This is a genomic window from Mycobacterium yunnanensis (genome assembly GCF_025823185.1).
Taxonomy (GTDB): Bacteria; Actinomycetota; Actinomycetes; order Mycobacteriales; family Mycobacteriaceae; genus Mycobacterium; species Mycobacterium yunnanensis.
This window is the reverse complement of the sequence record NZ_JACKVK010000008.1, coordinates 1,239,391-1,258,073: the sequence shown is the minus strand read 5'-3', so window position 1 is coordinate 1,258,073 and position 18,683 is coordinate 1,239,391. Positions and strand designations below refer to the sequence as shown.

The window sequence follows — 18,683 nt, the reverse complement described above, 5'->3', positions numbered from 1 at the left end:
CGTCCATTCGCCTCGACCGCTGGAGAGCAGCCGTGACCGCATCCCCTCTGCCGACCCGTCGCACCTCGTTCACCACGCCGGTCGTGGACTACGAGCCCCCGCCGATCGTCGTCTGCCCGGCGCCGACCTCGGCGGCCCTGCACCGACACGCCACCAAAGCCTTGCGATCGGTGCCCAACGTCCCCGAAGCCGGGGAGTTGCCCGTGCCGCAGGTCGCCGCCGCCTTCGCCGAGACGGCCATTCGCCGCGTGTTGGAGGTCTCGGATCGGCGCCGGCCGGTGGCCCAACTGCGGCCGCTGCTCGCACCGTCGCTGTTCGACGCGGTGGCGGCGTTCACCGCCGCCGGGTCCCGCGAGGGCGCGGCCGTCCTGCGACGGGTGCGGCTGCGGTCGGTGCACGTGCTCGACGGCGACGACGCCGCTGCCGAGGTCTTCGCCAGCTACTCGCGGGGCCGTCGGGTGCGCGCCATTGCCGGCCGGGTCGAATTCGTCAAGGGGCGGTGGGTGATGGTGGCGCTGCAGGTCGGCTAACTAACCCCGGCGAGCCTTTGGCGGGCCGCCCCGAGTCTGCCGACGCGCAGCTTCCCGTCGTTCCCGGCGAGAGCCACCGGTGGGAGCCGCGTGCCTGCCGCCGCCACCCTCGCGCTGCACCTCGGTCGAACCGTCCTCGGCCGGTCCGGAGAACGTCATCGGACGCGCCTTCTCTTCGTCGATTCCCTTGACGCGCAACGACGCCGGGGCCGGGGCCGGCTCGGGCACGACCTCGTCGGAGCCGGCATCGGGGGCCGAGTCGACCTGACGCGCCTTCGCCGCGGCGGCGGCATCGGCGGCGAACTGCGCCAGGTTCGGCGGCGCCGCGGTGGCTCCCACCTGCGCGGCGGGCGGCTGGGCGGCCTGCACCTGCGCGTTGAACAGCAGGCCGACTGACTCCTCCTTGAGGCCGTCGAGCATGCCCATGAACATGTCGTAGCCTTCGCGCTGGTACTCGACGAGCGGGTCGCGCTGCGCCATGGCGCGCAGACCGATGCCCTCCTTGAGGTAGTCCATCTCGTAGAGATGCTCACGCCACTTCCGGTCGATCGTGGTGAGCAGCACGCTTCGCTCGAGCTGGCGCATGGCACCCTCGCCGCCGATGGCCGTCAACTCGGCCTCCCGCGCCGCATACGCCCGTCGGGCGTCCTCGAGGAGCGCCTCGCGCAGTTCGTCGCTCGTCAGCTCCCCGGGCTCCCCGATCGCGTCGGAGTCGACGAGGTCGTGGTAGTCGATTCCCACCGGGTACAGCAGCTTGAGCGCGTCCCACAGCGCGCCGAGGTCCCAATCCTCCGCGTAGCCCTCCGACGTCGCACCGTTGACGTAGGCGGTCACGACGTCCTCGACCATCTGCTTGGCCTGCTCCTGAACGCTCTCACCCTCGAGGATCAACCGGCGCTCGGCGTAGACGACCTTGCGCTGCTGGTTCATCACCTCGTCGTACTTGAGGACGTTCTTGCGGACCTCGAAGTTCTGCTGCTCCACCTGCGTCTGCGCGCTCTTGATGGCCCGCGAGACCATCTTGGCCTCGATGGGCACGTCCTCGGGCAGGTTGAGGCGGGTCAGCAGCCACTCGAGCGTCGCGCCGTTGAAGCGGCGCATCAGCTCGTCGCCGAGCGAGAGGTAGAACCGCGACTCGCCCGGATCGCCCTGGCGGCCAGACCGGCCTCGCAGCTGGTTGTCGATGCGGCGGGACTCGTGACGCTCGGTGCCCAGCACGTACAGGCCGCCGACGTCGCGAACCTCCTTGGCCTCCGCCTCGGCCTCCGCCTTCACCTGGGCGAGCACCCCGTCCCACGCGGCTTCGTACTCATCCGGCGTCTCCACCGGATCGAGGCCGCGTCCGCGGAGACGCTTGTCGGCCAAGAAGTCGACGTTGCCGCCGAGGACGATGTCGGTACCGCGGCCGGCCATGTTGGTCGCGACGGTGATGGCGTTGCGCCGCCCCGCCTCGGCGATGATGTTCGCCTCCTGCTCGTGGAACTTCGCGTTCAAGACGTTGTGAGGGATGCGGCGCTTGGTGAACTGCTTGGACAGATACTCCGACCGCTCGACGCTGGTCGTGCCGATGAGGACCGGCTGCCCCTTCTCGAATCGCTCCGACACGTCGTCGACGACGGCGATGTACTTGGCCTCTTCGGTCTTGTAGATCAAGTCGGACTGGTCGGTGCGGATCATCTCGCGGTTGGTCGGAATGGGCACCACGCCCAGGCCGTAGATCTCGTGCAGCTCGGCCGCCTCGGTCTGGGCGGTACCGGTCATACCGGACAACTTGTCGTACAGGCGGAAGTAGTTCTGGAGTGTGATCGTGGCCAGCGTCTGGTTCTCGGCCTTGATCTCGACGTGCTCCTTGGCCTCGATGGCCTGGTGCATGCCCTCGTTGTACCGGCGCCCGACCAGCACGCGACCGGTGAATTCGTCGACGATGATGACCTCGCCGTCGCGGACGATGTAGTCCTTGTCGCGCTGGAACAGCTCCTTGGCCTTGAGGCAGTTGTTCAGATAGCTGACCAGGGGCGAATTGGCGGCCTCGTAGAGGTTCTCGATACCCAGCTGATCCTCGACGAACTCGACGCCGATCTCGTGCACGCCGACGGTGCGCTTGCGGATGTCCACCTCGTAGTGGACGTCCTTCTCCATCAGCGGAGCCAGTCGGGCGAACTCGACGTACCAGTTCGACGCGCCGTCGGCGGGGCCGGAGATGATCAGCGGTGTCCGCGCCTCGTCGATCAGGATCGAGTCGACCTCGTCGACCACGGCGAAGTTGTGGCCGCGCTGGACCATGTCGTCGACGGTGTGCGCCATGTTGTCGCGCAGGTAGTCGAAGCCGAACTCGTTGTTGGTGCCGTAGGTGATGTCGGCGGCGTAGGCCACGCGACGCTCGTCGGGCGTCATCTGCCCGAGGATCACGCCGACCTCGAGGCCGAGGAAGCGGTGAACGCGGCCCATCCACTCGCTGTCGCGCTTGGCCAGGTAGTCGTTGACCGTGACCACGTGCACGCCGTTGCCCGAGAGCGCGTTCAGGTAGGCGGGCAGCACGCAGGTCAGGGTCTTGCCCTCACCGGTCTTCATCTCCGCGACGTTGCCAAAGTGCAGTGCGGCGCCACCCATGATCTGGACGTCGAACGGCCGCTGGTTCAGCACCCGCCAGGCGGCCTCGCGGGCGACGGCGAACGCCTCGGGCATGATGTCGTCGAGCGTCTCACCACCGGCGACGCGCTTCTTGAACTCTTCGGTCTTGGCGCGCAGTTCGTCGTCGGAGAGCTTCTCCACGTCGTCGGACAGGGAGTTGACATAGTCAGCGACCCTCTTGAGGCGCTTGACCATGCGGCCTTCACCGAGACGGAGCAACTTCGACAGCACGCTAATTTCCCCTAAGCCTGGATGGGGCCTCGATGGGCCTCGAATCGCTTCAAACGAGTTCCATCGTAGGTGACAGGCCGGGCCGAACAGCCGACGCGCCGCACGGGGCGGTCGCGCCGGCTGCGTGCCGCCCGGCGACTAGGACAGGCGGATGAGTCCGTAGTCGTAGGCGTGGCGGCGGTAGACGACGGTCGGCTTGTCGCTTTCCTGGTCGTGGAACAGGAAGAAGTCGTGGCCGACGAGCTCCATCTCGTAGAGGGCGTCGTCACAGGTCATGGGCGTGGCGGTGTGTTCCTTGGTGCGGACGATTCGGCCGGGTTCGTGCTCGTCGACGGCCGGGGTCTCCTCCTCGGCGGGTGCGGACACCGGCTCCACGAGGTGGTTGAGGGCTGTCGCCTCGGCGAGCGACAGGGGCGTCTTGTCGCCGTAGTGAATCTTGCGGCGGTCCTTGCTGCGGCGGAGGCGGTTCTCGAGTTTGCTCACGGCCGATTCCAGCGCCGCGTAGAAGCTGTCGGCGCAGGCCTCGCCGCGCGCAACGGGTCCGCGGCCCCTGGCCGTGATCTCGACGTGTTGGCAGTTCTTGCGCTGCCGGCGATTGCGTTCGTGGTCGAGTTCGACGTCGAACAGGTAGATGCTGCGGTCGAAGCGCTCGAGGCGCGCCAGCTTTTCGGCGACGTACAAGCGGAAGTGGTCGGGAACCTCGACGTTGCGTCCCTTGACGACGACCTCGGCGCGAGGGCCGTCGTGCGACTCCTCCTCGGCGCCCACCATCGTTGATTGGTTGGTGTCCACGGATTGTATTGACATACTTGGCAACTCGCTTCCTCTTCGGCGGCGCACGCGCGATGGCGTGCCGGCATGTAACGGGAGCGCGCCGAGAGAAGCCCGAAAGAAGTCCGCCCGCGGCGCAAGGTGTCGAGTGCTCACCTCCTCGCTTTTGGGGCGATGGCGCCGTTGGTTCTGGACGCCGCCGTGAATAGTTCACGGGTGGTTGGCCCCGACGGTAGTCCGTGTTCACCCTCCTGTGCCACTTATTCGGCACTCGTGTTTTCCGATCTTCACCTGGGAATGACCTGGCGGTAATCGTGCGCAGCTGAATCAGGCGTGCGCCACGGCGAGGACGCCGGCAACTCGCACTCCGGCGGTTTGCAGGACGCGGACCGACTCACATGCCGTGGCACCCGTCGTCACGACGTCGTCGAGCACGAGAACTTCGTTGCTCACGTCGGCGCAGACCCGCACCCGACCCTCGATGTTTCGCTGTCGTTGCCCGGCCGACAGCCCGACCGAGTCGCGCGTGAAGGCCCGCATCCGCAGGGCCGCGACGACGGTGGTTCCGGGGACGGCGGCGGCGCGCGCAACGGCCGTCACGGGGTCACCGCCCCGCCGGCGCGCTGCCGACCGTCGGGTGGGTGCCGGGACCAGAGTCAGCGGAGCCTCGACGACGCCCCAGGCGAGCAGGCGGGCCACTCCGTCGCCGACGGCCGCGCCCAGCGGCGCGACCAGGTCGGTGCGGCCGTGCTCCTTCATCGCGATGATCGCCGCCCGGCGGGAGCCGGCATACCGGCCGAGCGAGAAGACCGGAACACCCGGGTCGAGGCGCGGGGTGACGACGACGGGCTCGTCGGTGTGGACCGCGAGGGCCTGGGCACAGGTTGGGCACCACCGCGTCCCCGGCGCGCCGCAGCCGCCGCACTCCAGCGGGAGGACGAGGTCGAGCAGCATGGGGTGAGTGTGGCCGGTGGGTCCGACAGGGCCGGCGCCGCTCGCCGAGCGTGGACTTGTCGTCGCTTTCTTGGCCAATCTTCGTCAAGAACTCCACACTCGCTGCGGCCACACGGCCGGTCTCGGTCCTCCACCGTCAGCGACAGCCCCGGCGGGCGGGGCTGCGGTCACGCGGGTTAGTGCGCGAAACACAAAGGGCGGCCATCGAATTACCTCACCGGACCTGCATAGTCACTGGGCGACGTGTCCAGGAGGGGAGAAAGCCACGCCAGGGTGGCGGCTCCGGATGCGGTCATGGCCAGGTCCACGCACTATTGGTTTGCCACTAGCGAGCCAAGAGTGCTGCATGGGCTGCCGGAAAGTGAGCTTCGAAGAGCGCCTTTCGCCACTCCCACCATTCTTCGGTCGGAGCGTCCAAGGACGGCGTGGTCAACCCCTCATCGAAGTCGCTGAGAAGCAACAAGTACTGCCACGACTTGGCGTCATTACGGAGTCCGAGTTCATTCGGCGCGTTGACTGGCGCGAGCATGAAGTCGACCCCTCCCTCCCTCGCCGACCAGCACACCTGGAGCTTGCAATCGTCACGCACATAGAAGAGAGCCCACGCAGGCAGCTCACCATATTCAAGCTCGCTGCTGACACCGTCCGACACAAACCCATAGCGGTCGAACACCGGTCCCATGTGAGCCTCGACTTCGAGCCATTCCTTCGTCATTTGTGATCCTTGAGCACCCACGCGTTGCCGTCTCGTACATATCCAAATCTTGCGGCGTTCTCGTTGAGGAAGTTGATCTCCATCGCAGAGAAAGTCTCCCTTCGCACTCTGGCTACCTGGTCGACATCGTTGAAGCCGTCCGGCAAGACGTATTCGATCCGCGAGACCTGGTGCTCCATCTGCATGCGCAAGAATTGCTCATTCACTTCCCAGCCCAGAATTTTGGATTGGGCAGGTGAGAGACCGTCTCCGATTGCGTCCCAAACGTCCCTACCCGTGTCGTAGTAAATGCCTCCATGGTGCCTGGCCTCCCCGATGTATCCGCCATCTTGCCCGTCGTACTTGCCGAGCACGACCCGATCCGAATCCCCTATGTGATGAGTCGCCCCCTCAGCGACCTCCCGCGCCAAGTCCTCTGTCGGTAGCCCATTCCTGAAGGCATCGTTGAGACCGGTCGCCGTGTGCACGGGATCGTGACCGCCCGAACTTGAATGATCACCGCCGTCATGCCCGCCGTGGTCGTCCCCGGACGAATCCGAGCCATGTCCAGTGTCATGCCCAGAGCCGTGCCCGGATCCCCCAGCACCGTGATCGGACCCACCCGACCCGTGACCACCACCGTCGTCACCGGAGCCGTGCCCCGAACCACTCAGGTCATGCCCGGATGCGCTTGCGCCCTCGCCCATCTCGCCGCTGTGCGCTCCGACACTGACCGGCACCTTGTCGTCCGCCCCCACAGACGACGTCACGCCACCGCCGTGATCACCCGAACCCATCGGCATCGACGATTCACGGGCCGGCGGCGGAGCCTCGTAGCCCCCTCCGGACGGCGGCCGAGGAGGCTCGTCGCCCGCGACCGGCGCGGGCTCGGACACCTGGGGTGACGCGGTAGACGGAGCATCCGAGTGCGGCGGCGCGGGTTCGGCCGCCGACGGCGAAACCGGCTCGGTCACAGGCGGTTCCGTGGACGACGGGTGCGGCGCCGGGCTCTCCACCGGCGCCCGCCCACCGGGCGCCTCGGCAGGCCCCGCGGGGACGTCCACAGGCGGGCGACCGACCGGAGCACCCTCCCCCGGCGCCGCCACGGCTGCCGACCCTTCCGGCACCTTGATGCCGTCGAGGTCCTTGGCGACGCGACCAGCCTGGGTGGCGACGCTCTCCGACGCCGCACCGGTAACGCCCTCGCGAGCCGCCCCTGCGGCCAAACGCTCCTCGGCCGAGGCAGTCCGCCCGGCGATGCCCGCACCGTCGGCCGCCGCGTCGGCCTCGCCCACCCCGGGGATGAAGAACGAGCCGACCTGGGCGACGTCGTAACCGAGCGCGCGGTATGGGTGCCCGGCCTCGACGTCCTTCCAGTCGACGACGCCCTTGACCGTGTCGAGGCTGCCCTGCGGGTCGGTGACGACCTTCTGCACCAGCAGCGCGGGATTGGTCACCACGGCCGCCGCCTCGCCAAGACCCTCCCACGTCTTCGCCGCGCCGGACGGGTCGTAGAGAAAACGCGTGGGGTCCAGCTGGCTGATGCCCTGCGCAGTCTCGGCGACGAACTTCACCGCGCCCTCGGACCCGTCGACCAGCGAGGTGAATTCGAACGCCAGCGCTCCGCCGACGTCCTTGCCGAAGACACTGGTGAACTCCTTGGTCGCCCACTTCTCGAGCGAATCGGTGGCCGAGTCCAAGGTGTTGATGCCCTGGTTGAACAGCTGCATGGAGGCATCCGCCTCCCGCTTCATGTTGTCCAGGACGGTCTTGATCTCGTGGGCGATCTTGCGGATCTCGTCGAGAGGATCGTGACCGGTGAAGATGCCGCCGATCGTCTCGAGCACCCCGGCCGGGCTGAGCTGGTGCAACAGGTTGCGGACCGCATTCTGGGTGGCCTCCACGGTGCCGGCGAACCCGTCGACTGAGGTGGCCAACTTCTGAGCCTCGGCGGCGATGGCAGTGAGGCCACCACTGATCTTGCCAAGGGCGTCGGTCATCTGACCGGCCTCGGGAATGCGTTCGGCGCCCAGGCCCGGCCCGGCGGTCTCGAACTGACCGGCCAGTCCGGTGAGCTTGCCGGCGAAGGACTTCCACTCACCGGCCGCAGCCCGCAAGTCCCCCGGATTGCCGTCCGGCCACACGTCGCCGACGAAGGACTCCACCAGCGCCCATCCCAGAGGTGCGGCGATGCCGTCTCCGAATGGCGGTGGCATCCCGGGCGCGGTGAACGGCGCAGGCGCCGGGGGCGGCGGCACCGGTGCGCTGCCACCGCCGACGGTCGACGACGCGTTGGCGTGCCCGTAGTTTGCCGCCGAGGTCCGGATGCCGAACCCCACCCGGCGGCCGGCGTTGACCGCCGATGCGGCCGCGTCCAGGATCGCCTTGCCCGCCGCGGTGTATCCCTGGGCGAACACCAATCCGGCCGCGTCGTGCCCGAACATCGCACCGGCACCGGACAATCCGGCGTCCAGCACACCCACCGCGGCGGCTGTCGCGTCGCCGTCACCGGCGACGGTGGACCCGATCGCCGCGAGGGCAGACGGATCCACCGAGATGGGTGCCGTCACCGGTTAGCCCCAGTTGCGCACGTTGGTCTGCGCCGCCCCGGAGTAGTTCTCGTGCGCTCCCTCGGCGATCTGACGCAGCCGGGCGAGCGCCTCGCGCATCTCGCGCGCCCCCTCGTCCCACCGCTGCTGCGCAGAGCGTTCCGCCTGGCCCGCGTCGCCCTGCCACGCCGTACCCAGCTGCGCCACCGACGCCGCCGCGTGGGCCAACTGCGCCTCGAGGTGACTGTCGAACTCGGCCATCCGGTCGACGACGGTCAACAGCGCCGCTGGGTCCACCTGGAACGCGCTCACAGACCACTCCCGGCCACGCGGGAGGCGCCCGACGCATCGGCCGCGTCGTAGGCATGCGCGGCCTCCTGGAGCAGACCCGACATGGCCGTCAGACCGTCGACGACCTGCTGGGCACCGGCGTGCCATTCCCGCCACACCGCGTCGTACGCCGCGGCCGCTTCACCCGACCAGCCGGGGCCGAGCTGCCCGGACACTTCGCCGTCGAGTGAGCCGAGCCCGCTGCGCACACCGTCGGCCACCGACTCCAACTCGCCGGCCACCGACGCGAGCACCGACGAGGACACATGCAGATCCGACATGGAAATCACCCCCGGTTGAGTCAACGACCACATCAGGGTAACGCGGCGCCCGGAGGGTCAAATGCACTGAATCAGAACGGTTTTGCCAGCTGATTCACAGGAAGCTGTACGGCAATGATCAGCCGGGGAGCACCGGGATCGCCCCCGCGACCATCAACGGCCGCACCTCGGCCCACATCAGGTCGTTCTCGGCGGCAGAGCCCGAAAGTTGCAGCACCCCTCGCTGATCCGCGACGTACAGCGTGGACGGGTTGGCCGCCACGGTCGACACCGGTGCCAGGAGGTTTTGGCTCGGTCCGTCGGAGTTCACGCCGTCGAGGTTGACGTAGGACACCGGATGTTGCGGGTCGGTGCGGCTGACGACGATGTCGTCACCGGTGCGCCACGACAACGACACCGCGGTGTCGCCCAGCCCGAAGCCCAGCCGTCGTGGATAGGTCAGCGCGTAGAGCCCGCCTTGGGTCTGCTCGACTCCGGCCAGGATGACCTGACCGTCGATCACCATGGCCGCGCGGGTGCCGTCGCGCGAGAGCTGCAATTCGGTGACGGGGCCGGGATACCGGGTGAACACCGCGGTCGCGTCGACCGGGATGCGTGCGGGCTGTCCCGAGGCCGCCTCCTGGATGACGCGGACGACGTTGTTGCCGTCCACCACCACCCAGATCGCGTCGTCGAGCGACCAACTCGGACGGGTCAGCGTGCGGCCGTCGATGGCCTGCGAGGAATCCCCGCCGAGCTGCCCGATCCACAGCGACGACGCCATGTCGGGCGCACCCGGCCGCAGCGTCACGACCGAGGCCACCTCTTGTCCGCTGCGCGACAGGGTCGCCGCCGTCTGCCCAGGAAGGTTTCCGAACGACCCCGCCACCCGCGGCGCCTTCTGGCCGTCGAGCGAGACCAGCGACCCGTTGATGAGGGCGTGCAGTCCCGCGGCAGCCCCGGGGTCCGCACCGGGGTCGGTAGCCGCGACGTCGGAGGAATTCCATCCCGCGGCGAAGCGGTCGTCGAGGGCAGCTCCGTCGGCGTTGATCACGTACGGCCCGTTGACACCGGCCCGGTTCAACGTCCAGATGACCTGCGCGGCAAGCAATTGCCGAGAGTGAGGGTCGGTGGTCGACAGGTTCTCCAGGTCGACGCGCGCCCCTCCGTACCCCCGTCCGACACCGGTCTTGCCGCCGTCCGCGCGCGTGACCGGCCCCCGCAACCGCAAGGGCGCGCCCAGCAGGTTGCGCACGGTGTTGACCATCTCTGGCCGCGGGCCGGCCACCAGCTTGCTCACCAGTTCCGTCGGCAGCTGGTCGGGGTCCGAGACGGCGACGTAACGCGGGTCGGGGACGACGGTCTTGCCGGTCGGGTCGACGAAGTACAGGGTGCTGCGCTTGTAGGTCGCGAGGAACTGCTGCCAGTCCAGGAAGACACCGTTGGGCAGCTTGTCGATCCGCCAGCCGCCAGGAGTCTTCACCAGCTCGATCGGCCCCGGGTCGGGCAGCGCGCCGTCGCCGGTCTCGAACACCCCCATGTCGGACAGGGAGCCGAGGATGTCGGCCTTCATCGTCACCGAAACACGTTCGGGCTGGCGCGTTTCGACGAACACCACCCGGTCGATCAGCAGGGCGCTGCCTGCGTCGTCCCAGCCGCTGGACGCGGACTCGGTGAGGAACTGACGAGCGGCCAGGTGCCGGTTGGCGGGGTCGGCCGTCGCCTTGAGGAATTCCCGCAGCAGGACGTCGGGGTCCATGTTGGGAGTCGGAGTCGGCAGGCTCGGGGGTGCTGGACGGTCCATGGTGCCGAGCGCTTGGGGCGCCGACGAACTGGGCACTCCCGCACACCCGGTCATCACCATCGCCAGAGCCAACAACCACGCGACGGCGATCAGCGCGCGTCTCACGCGCGCTCCCCTGCGGTCTCGCGGTCCCGTGCCGGCGCCGCCGACGGCTTGTCCTGTCCAATGGGCTTGAGCGGCAAGGGACTTGCCGTCACCTTGTGACCGCGCACCAACGGCAGGGTCAGCCGGAAGCAGGCACCCTTGCCCGGCTCGCCCCACGCCTCGAGCCGGCCCTGATGCAGGCGCGCGTCCTCGATGGAGATGGCCAGTCCGAGACCGGTGCCGCCGGAGCGGCGCACCCGCGAGGGGTCCGACCGCCAGAACCGGCTGAACACCAACTTCTCCTCACCGGGCCGCAGCCCGACGCCGTAGTCGCGCACCGTGACCGCAACGGTGTCCTCGTCGGCCGCCATCCGAATCCGCACCGGCTTTCGCTCGGCGTGGTCGATCGCGTTCGCGATCAGGTTGCGCAAAATGCGTTCCACCCGTCGCGAGTCGACCTCGGCGACGACCGCCTCGGTTGGCATGTCCACCACCAGTTCGACCGACGCGTCCTTGGCGAGATGACCGACGTTCTCCAGGGCGCTGCCCACCGTCAGCCGCAAATCCTCGGACTCCACGGACAACTCGGCCACGCCCGCGTCGTGGCGCGAAATCTCGAGCAGATCGCTCAGCAGCGTCTCGAAGCGGTCCAGCTCGCTGACCATCAACTCGGTGGCGCGCCGCAGCGCGGGTTCGAGGTCGTCGCTGTGGTCGTAGATGAGGTCGGCGGCCATGCGCACGGTGGTCAGCGGGGTGCGCAGCTCGTGGCTGACGTCGGAGGTGAAGCGGCGCTGCAGATTTCCGAACTCCTCGAGCTGGGTGATCTGCCGCGACAGACTTTCGGCCATGTCGTTGAACGACACCGCAAGCCGGGCCATGTCGTCTTCACCACGCACCGGCATGCGCTCGGTCAGGTGACCTTCGGCGAACCGTTCGGCGATCCGCGACGCCGACCGCACCGGCAGCACGATCTGACGAGCCACCAGTAGCGCGATGGCAGCGAGGAGTCCGAGGAGGACGATGCCACCGGTGGCCATCGTTCCGCGCACCAACGCGATGGTGCTCTCCTCGTTGTTCAGCGGAAAGATCAGGTACAGCTCGAGATTGGTGACCGACGAGGTCGTCGGACTGCCGACGATGAGTGCCGGCCCGGAGAAACCGTCGGTGTTCACCACCGCGTACTGGTAGCTGACCTGGCCGGCCTTGACGAAGTCGCGCAGGGCGGGCGGGATCTGCTGCACCGGTCCCGCCGCAGTCGCGGCCCGCGGGCCGTCACCCGGTACCACCAGCACCGCGTCGAAGGCACCGGCGAGTCCCGCGCCCGAGTCGACCTTGCGGTCGACGAGCGTGTTGCGCGCCAATTGGAGACTGCTGTCGAGCGACCGCGTTTCCTCGCCGCCGACGATTCCGCTGACGGTCGTGCTGGCTCGCTCGATCTCCTCGGTGGCCGCACGCACCTTGGATTCGAGGATGCGGTCGGTGATCTGACTGGTCAGCACGAAGCCGAGCACCATGAGGACGGCCAACGACAACCCGATGGTGAGCGTCACCACCCGCAGTTGCAGAGAGCGACGCCAGGCGAAGCCGAGCGCTCGGCCCAGCGTGCCCAGGCCGCGCAACATCGGAGCCGAGCGGCTCCGGATGCGTCGGCGCGAGCCCCAGATCACGACGACCGCCGAGCGGTCACAATCACGGTGGTCCGGCCTTGTACCCCACTCCTCGGACGGTGAGCACCACCTGCGGGTTCTCCGGATCAGTCTCGACCTTGGCGCGCAACCGCTGGACGTGCACGTTCACCAGCCGGGTGTCGGCGGGATGCCGATAGCCCCAGACCTGTTCGAGCAGCACATCTCGAGTAAACACCTGCCGTGGTTTGCGTGCCAGCGCCACCAGGAGGTCGAACTCCAGTGGGGTCAACGAGATCTGCTCGCCGCCGCGCGTCACCTTGTGGGCGGGCACGTCGATCTCGACGTCGGCGATCGACAGCATCTCGGCAGGTCCGTCGTCGTTGCGACGCAACCGGGCGCGCACGCGGGCGACGAGTTCCTTCTGCTTGAACGGCTTCATGACGTAGTCGTCGGCCCCGGATTCCAGGCCGAGCACCACGTCGACGGTGTCGGTCTTGGCCGTCAGCATGACGATGGGCACCCCGGAGTCGGCGCGCAGGACGCGGCAGACGTCGATGCCGTTCATGCCGGGCAGCATGAGATCCAGCAGCACCAGGTCCGGTCGCAGTTCACGCACTGCCGTCAGCGCTTGGCTGCCGTCACCGATGACCGCGGTGTCGAAGCCCTCGCCCCGCAGGACGATCGTGAGCATCTCGGCGAGCGACGGATCGTCATCGACGACCAGAATCCTTTGCCTCATGGTGCCCATGGTGTCACCGAAACGCGATAAACCCGGGTTACCACACCGGGTGTTTTGCGTCGGCGTCAGCCGGTCAGCGTCCGCGTGAGGTCCGAGGCGACCACGTCGGGTCCCGCGACGGCCCATGGGCCCTGCCAATTCCCGGCGGCCAACGCGGCGTAGGCGGCCCCGGTGCGACGCTGCAGACCGTCGTCGCGCTCGTAGGCGTCGCGCGTGCGGTCGGCGTCGGCGGCCTCGCGACGCACGGCACGTTCGGCGGCCAGCTCGGTCGGCACCGCCAGCAGCACCTGCCAGTCGGGGTGCGGCAGCCCGAAGCGGTCGTACTCCAGTTCGCCGACCCAGGCCACGACGCGTCCGTCGACCTCCTCGTGCAGCCGCGCCGCGCTGTAGGCGGCGTTGGACGCCACGTAGCGATCCAGGATGACGACGTCGTGCTCGTCGAGGAGGCGTTCGATCGTGGGCTTGGCGTCGGCCCTGTCGAGGGCGAACAACGTCGCCATCGCGTACACCGAGGACGCGAGATCGCCGTGGTGACCGTGCAGCGCCTCGGCCGCGAGGTCGGCGTGCACGGATTCGTGATAGCGGGGAAAGGCAAGGCGCGCGACGGTCTTGCCCGACGCCTCGAAGGACGTCTGCAGGCCGTTGGTCAGGGTGCGCTTGCCAGCCCCGTCGACGCCTTCGATCGCGATGAGCACGGCCGTCAATCCATCCCCACACGCGAGTGGCCAGTCACGGCACGCCAAATACGCTGAGGCGCGCGGTAACTGGCCACTCGTCGAGTGCTGTCTGCTAGTAGCGGTAGTGCTCCGGCTTGTACGGGCCGTCGACGTCGACGCCGATGTACTCGGCCTGCTCCTTGGTGAGCTTGGTCAGCGAGCCACCGAGTGCCTCGACGTGGATCTTGGCGACCTTCTCGTCGAGGTGCTTGGCGAGGCGGTAGACCTCGTTGTCGTACTCGTCGTTCTTGGTCCACAGCTCGATCTGCGCGATGACCTGGTTGGAGAAGCTGTTGCTCATCACGAACGACGGGTGGCCGGTCGCGTTGCCCAGGTTCAGCAGACGTCCCTCGGACAGCACGATGATCGAGTGACCGTCGGGGAAGACGAACTCGTCGACCTGCGGCTTGATGTTGATGCGACGGATGTCCTTGTCGCGCTCGAGCCGGGCCATCTCGATCTCGTCGTCGAAGTGGCCGATGTTGCCCAGGATCGCCTGGTGCTTCATCTTGCGCATGTGGTCGAGGGTGATGATGCCCTGGTTGCCGGTCGCGGTGATGACGATGTCGGCCCAGCCGATGGCTTCTTCGACGGTCTTGACCTCGAAGCCGTCCATCAGTGCTTGCAGGGCGTTGATCGGGTCGATCTCGGTGACCGCGACGCGGGCGCCCTGCGCCTTGAGCGCCTCGGCGCAGCCCTTGCCGACGTCGCCGTAGCCGCACACCAGCGCGGCCTTGCCGCCGATGAGGACGTCGGTGCCGCGGTTGATGCCGTCGATCAGCGAGTGGCGGGTGCCGTACTTGTTGTCGAACTTGCTCTTGGTGACCGAGTCGTTGACGTTGATCGCCGGGAATGCGAGCTCACCGGCAGCGGCGAACTGGTACAGGCGCAGCACGCCGGTGGTGGTCTCCTCGGTGACACCCTTGACCGACTCGGCGACCTTGGTCCACTTGGTCGAGTCGGCCTCGAGCGAACGACGCAGCAGGTTCAGGAAGACCTTGTACTCGTCGGAGTGGTCGTCGTCCTCGGGCGGCACGACGCCGGCCTTCTCGAACTGCGCGCCGCGCAGCACCAGCATGGTGGCGTCGCCACCGTCGTCGAGGATCATGTTTGCGGGCTGGTCCGGCCACGTCAGCATCTGCTCCGCAGCCCACCAGTAGTCCTCGAGGCTCTCGCCCTTCCAGGCGAAGACCGGGACGCCCTTGGGCTCCTCGACGGTGCCGTGCGGGCCGACGACGACGGCCGCGGCGGCATGGTCCTGGGTGGAGAAGATGTTGCAGCTCGCCCACCGCACTTCGGCGCCGAGCGAGACGAGGGTCTCGATCAGCACGGCGGTCTGGACGGTCATGTGCAGCGAGCCGGACACCCGGGCGCCCTTGAGCGGTGCCACGTCGGCGTATTCGCGCCGCAATGCCATCAGGCCGGGCATCTCGTGCTCGGCGAGCCGGATCTCCTTGCGGCCGAATTCGGCCAGCGACAGGTCGGCGACCTTGTAGTCGATGCCGTTGCGGACGTCGGCGGTCAGTTCTGGTGCGGTCATGTAGAGCCCCTTTGATGGTGCGTCGTACGTAATGGAGTCAATGCCTGGACGCACCCACGGGTGCGTTGGCGAACACCCCGGCCTGCGGACTCGCGGGACAGGCGCTCGTGCGATGCAACGGCCAAGGCGCTCTGACAGCCAGGAAGTGTCTCGGGAAGTCTATCGTCTCGGCGTCCGACGGAGTCCGGTGGGTGAGTACGGACCGGCGGACGGGAAGAAAATTCGGCCGTCGCGGAGTTTCCCCCCGCGACGGAAGGGACCACGAGTGAGGCAGTCCGAGACGCCGGCCGACGCCGATCTGGTGCTGGCCGCGCAGCACGGCGACACGGCCGCAGTGGGGTTGTTGTTGGCCCGGCACGAGCCGTCGATGCGGGCGGTGGCGCTCAACATCCTGGGCTTTCGGCCCGAGGCCGACGACGTGGTGCAGGATGCCGCGCTGATTGCGTTGCGGCGCCTGGGCGACCTTCGCGATCCCACGGCGGTGGGGCCGTGGCTGCGGTCGATCGTCCGCAACGGCTGCCGAATGCAGCTCCGCGCGGCCACCCCGGTGCCGGTGCCGGACATCGCCTCGGTACTGCGACCCGACGTCGAGCACGATCCCGCCGCTGTGCTGGAGCGGAACGCACACCGGGACTGGGTGTGGTCCGCCGTCGAGGAGCTGTCTCCGCCGCTGCGGCTGGTCACGATCCTGCGGTACTTCACCGCCGTCACCAGCTACGAGCAGCTGGCGCAGGTGTGCGGGATACCCGTGGGAACCGTGCGCAGTCGGCTGAGCCAGGCCCGCGGGAAGCTGCACGCGGCGTTGCTCACCACCGCCGAGCAGGCCCATGACGACGCTGCGGCCCTGGGCCGATCGCGGCGCGCCGAGGCGCAGACGATTCTGGGCGCCGCCCAGGACGGTTCCTTCGGCGCTTCGCTGGCGGCGTATTGGCACCCGGGCGTGGAGACGACGTGGCCGCACGGCATCCGCACGACGGGGTTCGACTACCTCGTGCGGGCAATGGACCACGACCTGGGCGACGGGGTGCGCCAGCGTCTGACCAACGTCGTCGCCAGTCGGGACGTGGTGATCTGGGAGGCCGATTTGCTCAGCCCGCCCGACGATCCGTTCCACTGTCCGCCGGCGGTGACGTGGGTGCAATTCCTTCGCGAGGGACGGACGAGCCACGTACGTCTATTCCACCCCATCCCCAGGCCGGTTGCGAGTTGACCTATGACACAACGGCTTTCAGAACAGCGGGAAGCCGGGATCCATCCCCAGCCGGACCCGACCGGCCGCGGTCAGGAACTGAGCCGACTGGTTGGCGTGCTGCAGCGCGGCCATACCGTCGCGGAAGAGGCGCTCGATCGGGTTCCCTCGGTAGAGGGCAGCCGACCCCGCGACCTGGTAAAGATTGACCAGAGTTCGACGGCTGACCTCGGCCGCGTGCGACATCGCCGCCCGCAGTGCGGCCCGCTGCCGCAGCGTGACCCCGTCGCCGGCACCCTGCACCTCGCCGGCGGTGTGGACGAGCAGCAGGTACGCCGCGGTGACGGCCGCCTCCGAGCGGGCGATCACCTGCTGGGTGTGCGCCGAGTCGGCGACGGTGCCTCCGGTCATGGCCGCCTTGCCGGTGACCAGGTCGACGGTCTCGTCGACGGCCCGGCGGGCGACGCCCAGGGACACCGCGGTGCATCCCGGAAACACGAGAGCCGGGATGAAGCCGCGGTACAGCGGCCGGTCGATCCGCGGCGGGACGTCGAGGGCGGCGGTCAACTCCGTCGGGACGAACACTTCCTCGGCCGTGACGTTGTGGCTGCCGGTGGCCCGCATCCCGGTGACGTCCCAGGTGTTGCGCACGGTCACCTGCTCGCGGCGGACCGCCATCAACCGGACGTCGGTCGACACGCCGACCAGGACGACCCAGTCGGCACCGTTGACGCCGCTGACGATCTTCCATTCGCCGGTTAGCCGGAATCCACCGTCGACGGGCTCCGCCTGCCCGGGCTGACCGGAGTTCGCGAGCACCGGTTCGCGGCCGCCAGCCCAGATCCGGTCCACCCCGGCCGGGGGCAGCAGCGCGCCGATGAAGCCGAAGTTCGCGTTCCACACCACCAAACCGACGGAGGCGTCGAGATAGCCGAACTGTTCGTAGGTCTGCAGCGCCGTCGGCAGCGGAGTCTCCCAGCCGCCCAGCTCGGCGGGTGTGAGCAGGCGAAACGCGCCTGCTTCGAGCAGTGCGTCCCGGAGGTCGGCGGGAATCTCGCCCTGCTGCTCGGCGCGGGCAGCGGCGGCGGTGATCGCCGGGCGCAGCGATTCGGTCAGGGTGGTCGGGTCGAGGACGGGCAGAGTTTCGGGTGTCATGCCCATCCAGATGCAGCAGCCGGCCGATTAGTTCGATCCGCCGGGATCGATCACGCCGTACCGCTCGGCGAACGGCGTCATCAAGCGGGCCAAGTCACGGGCGACGTCGTGATCCGCCTCCGGGGGCATCGACACGTAACTCATCGCAAGCCGGACGATGGCCCTGGCCAGCACACCGGCATCCTCTTCGCTGGCCCGGACCCAGCTGTGCATGAACGTCGACGTGAGTCGCTGCGAACACCTCGCGATGATGGGCGCGCTGTCGGTGGTGATGATTTGCAGCAGATCGGGCTTGGCGGCTCCGGTCAGCAGCGAGATCACCAGCGGGTCGGACGCCGATTCCGCGAAGAAGGCGCGGAACCCCTCCAGGAAGGCGGCGTAGACGTTGCCGACGTTTCCCGCGATGGCGTCGTCGACGGCGTCCACCAGCCGGTCGGCCAACCGCAACGCATAACCCTCGGCCAGGCCTTGCCGCGAGCCGAACTCGTTGTAGATGGTCTGCCGGCTGATGCCGGCCGCCTTGGCGACGTCGGACAGCGTGATCGACGACCAGTCCCGCACCAACAGCATGTCCCGCATGCCGTCGAGGATCGACCCGCGGAGCAGCACGCGCGACGCCTCGGCGTACGGCACGCGCGCCGCCGTACGCCGGTCGCTCGGACTGTTCATACGGGCGAGACTATCGGGTGCGACGACGGTCAACCCCGCGCGACCTCGACCATTTCGAAGTCCGACTTCGCGGCGCCGCAGTCGGGGCAGCTCCAGTCCTCCGGGATGTCGTCCCAGCGGGTGCCCGGTGCGATGCCGTCCTCCGGCCAGCCCTTCTCCTCGTCGTACTCGAAACCGCATTGCACGCACACGAACAACTTGTAGTTCAC

The 18,683-nt window shown here is 68.3% G+C and carries 17 protein-coding genes; 2 read left to right on the top strand and 15 right to left on the bottom strand.

Annotated features, from left to right (window positions below; translation table 11 throughout):
* Nucleotides 1–32: 32 nt before the first annotated feature.
* The gene (locus tag H7K45_RS15995; protein ID WP_372512555.1) at nucleotides 33–530 is read left to right on the top strand and encodes an Rv3235 family protein; all 498 of its coding nucleotides are present in this window, start codon (nucleotides 33–35) and stop codon (nucleotides 528–530) included.
* Here the strand turns inward: H7K45_RS15995 and secA are convergent, their stop codons facing one another.
* The 12 genes from secA to ahcY all read right to left on the bottom strand — a co-directional run bounded on the left by secA (nucleotide 531) and on the right by ahcY (nucleotide 15,461).
* On the bottom strand, nucleotides 531–3,392 hold the full coding sequence (gene secA / locus H7K45_RS15990) for a preprotein translocase subunit SecA (protein WP_263996766.1): 2,862 nt from the start codon (nucleotides 3,390–3,392) through the stop codon (nucleotides 531–533).
* Between the two features lie 138 nt (nucleotides 3,393–3,530).
* A complete protein-coding gene (gene hpf / locus H7K45_RS15985; RefSeq protein WP_263997039.1) occupies nucleotides 3,531–4,163 on the bottom strand; it encodes a ribosome hibernation-promoting factor, HPF/YfiA family in 633 nt (210 codons plus the stop codon).
* Between the two features lie 327 nt (nucleotides 4,164–4,490).
* Complete coding sequence (locus H7K45_RS15980) at nucleotides 4,491–5,114, bottom strand: ComF family protein (protein ID WP_263997038.1); 624 nt, start codon at nucleotides 5,112–5,114, stop codon at nucleotides 4,491–4,493.
* 328 nt (nucleotides 5,115–5,442) lie between these two features.
* On the bottom strand, nucleotides 5,443–5,832 hold the full coding sequence (locus H7K45_RS15975) for a hypothetical protein (protein ID WP_263996765.1): 390 nt from the start codon (nucleotides 5,830–5,832) through the stop codon (nucleotides 5,443–5,445).
* Nucleotides 5,829–8,381, bottom strand: a complete 2,553-nt coding sequence (locus H7K45_RS15970; protein WP_263996764.1) for a WXG100-like domain-containing protein — start codon at nucleotides 8,379–8,381, stop codon at nucleotides 5,829–5,831. The genes H7K45_RS15975 and H7K45_RS15970 overlap by 4 nt, the downstream gene beginning before the upstream one ends.
* Before the next feature lie 3 nt (nucleotides 8,382–8,384).
* On the bottom strand, nucleotides 8,385–8,672 hold the full coding sequence (locus H7K45_RS15965; protein ID WP_263996763.1) for a WXG100 family type VII secretion target: 288 nt from the start codon (nucleotides 8,670–8,672) through the stop codon (nucleotides 8,385–8,387).
* Complete coding sequence (locus H7K45_RS15960; RefSeq protein ID WP_263996761.1) at nucleotides 8,669–8,971, bottom strand: WXG100 family type VII secretion target; 303 nt, start codon at nucleotides 8,969–8,971, stop codon at nucleotides 8,669–8,671. Before H7K45_RS15960 ends, H7K45_RS15965 begins: the two co-directional genes overlap by 4 nt.
* Before the next feature lie 118 nt (nucleotides 8,972–9,089).
* Nucleotides 9,090–10,844, bottom strand: coding sequence for an MtrAB system accessory lipoprotein LpqB (gene lpqB / locus H7K45_RS15955; protein WP_263997037.1), 1,755 nt, complete (start codon nucleotides 10,842–10,844; stop codon nucleotides 9,090–9,092).
* 11 nt (nucleotides 10,845–10,855) lie between these two features.
* A complete protein-coding gene (mtrB, locus tag H7K45_RS15950) occupies nucleotides 10,856–12,505 on the bottom strand; it encodes an MtrAB system histidine kinase MtrB (RefSeq protein WP_263996760.1) in 1,650 nt (549 codons plus the stop codon).
* Between the two features lie 22 nt (nucleotides 12,506–12,527).
* Complete coding sequence (gene mtrA / locus H7K45_RS15945) at nucleotides 12,528–13,214, bottom strand: two-component system response regulator MtrA (RefSeq protein WP_149480903.1); 687 nt, start codon at nucleotides 13,212–13,214, stop codon at nucleotides 12,528–12,530.
* 56 nt (nucleotides 13,215–13,270) lie between these two features.
* A complete protein-coding gene (locus H7K45_RS15940) occupies nucleotides 13,271–13,900 on the bottom strand; it encodes a dTMP kinase (protein ID WP_263996759.1) in 630 nt (209 codons plus the stop codon).
* A gap of 94 nt (nucleotides 13,901–13,994) precedes the next feature.
* A complete protein-coding gene (ahcY, locus tag H7K45_RS15935) occupies nucleotides 13,995–15,461 on the bottom strand; it encodes an adenosylhomocysteinase (RefSeq protein ID WP_263996758.1) in 1,467 nt (488 codons plus the stop codon).
* A gap of 265 nt (nucleotides 15,462–15,726) precedes the next feature.
* Between ahcY and H7K45_RS15930 the strand changes: the two genes are divergently transcribed.
* Nucleotides 15,727–16,671, top strand: a complete 945-nt coding sequence (locus tag H7K45_RS15930; RefSeq protein ID WP_263996757.1) for an RNA polymerase sigma factor — start codon at nucleotides 15,727–15,729, stop codon at nucleotides 16,669–16,671.
* Between the two features lie 18 nt (nucleotides 16,672–16,689).
* Here the strand turns inward: H7K45_RS15930 and H7K45_RS15925 are convergent, their stop codons facing one another.
* Genes H7K45_RS15925 through H7K45_RS15915 form a run of 3 tightly spaced genes read right to left on the bottom strand, consistent with a single transcriptional unit; the run spans nucleotide 16,690 to nucleotide 18,683 of the window.
* Nucleotides 16,690–17,805 (bottom strand): acyl-CoA dehydrogenase family protein, encoded by a 1,116-nt coding sequence (locus H7K45_RS15925; RefSeq protein WP_263996756.1) that lies wholly within the window; start codon nucleotides 17,803–17,805, stop codon nucleotides 16,690–16,692.
* Nucleotides 17,806–17,832: 27 nt separating this feature from the next.
* A complete protein-coding gene (alkX, locus tag H7K45_RS15920) occupies nucleotides 17,833–18,474 on the bottom strand; it encodes a TetR family transcriptional regulator AlkX (RefSeq protein WP_263996755.1) in 642 nt (213 codons plus the stop codon).
* A 29-nt stretch (nucleotides 18,475–18,503) separates the two neighbouring features.
* Nucleotides 18,504–18,683: a rubredoxin gene (locus H7K45_RS15915; RefSeq protein WP_056556065.1), complete on the bottom strand. Its 180-nt coding sequence runs from the start codon at nucleotides 18,681–18,683 to the stop codon at nucleotides 18,504–18,506.